Consider the following 337-nt stretch of genomic DNA (forward strand, 5'->3'; position numbering starts at 1 on the left):
CCGGGCAGGCCTTGTGGCGCGTCGGCCAGTTGCTGCTGCCAGTAGCCCAGTTCGCCATCCAGGCCGCCAGCGTACTGTTGCAGCCGCTCGCCCCAGGCCTTGAAGGCCGTGGTCTTGGCCGGCAGCTTCGGCGCCTGGCCGGTCAGGGCCTGGCGGTAGGCAGTGTGCAGGTCTTCGAGCAGCACCCGCCACGACACACCGTCGACCACCAGGTGATGGATAACCAACAGCAGCCGCTGCGTGCCATCGGCCAGGGCGATCAGCACCGCGCGCAGCAGCGGGCCTTCGGCCAGGTCGAGGCTACGCTGGGCCTCTTCGCAGGTGGCCTCGATTTCCT

1 protein-coding gene is annotated in these 337 nt (G+C 69.1%); it reads right to left on the reverse strand.

All coding sequences use genetic code 11. From position 1 onward, the window contains the following. Positions 1–337: condensation domain-containing protein (locus tag HU720_RS23970; RefSeq protein WP_186523637.1), on the reverse strand; the 337-nt coding region annotated here is incomplete at both ends.

The organism is Pseudomonas sp. SWRI51, from assembly GCF_014268825.1.
In the GTDB taxonomy this organism is placed as follows: Bacteria; Pseudomonadota; Gammaproteobacteria; order Pseudomonadales; family Pseudomonadaceae; genus Aquipseudomonas; species Aquipseudomonas farsensis.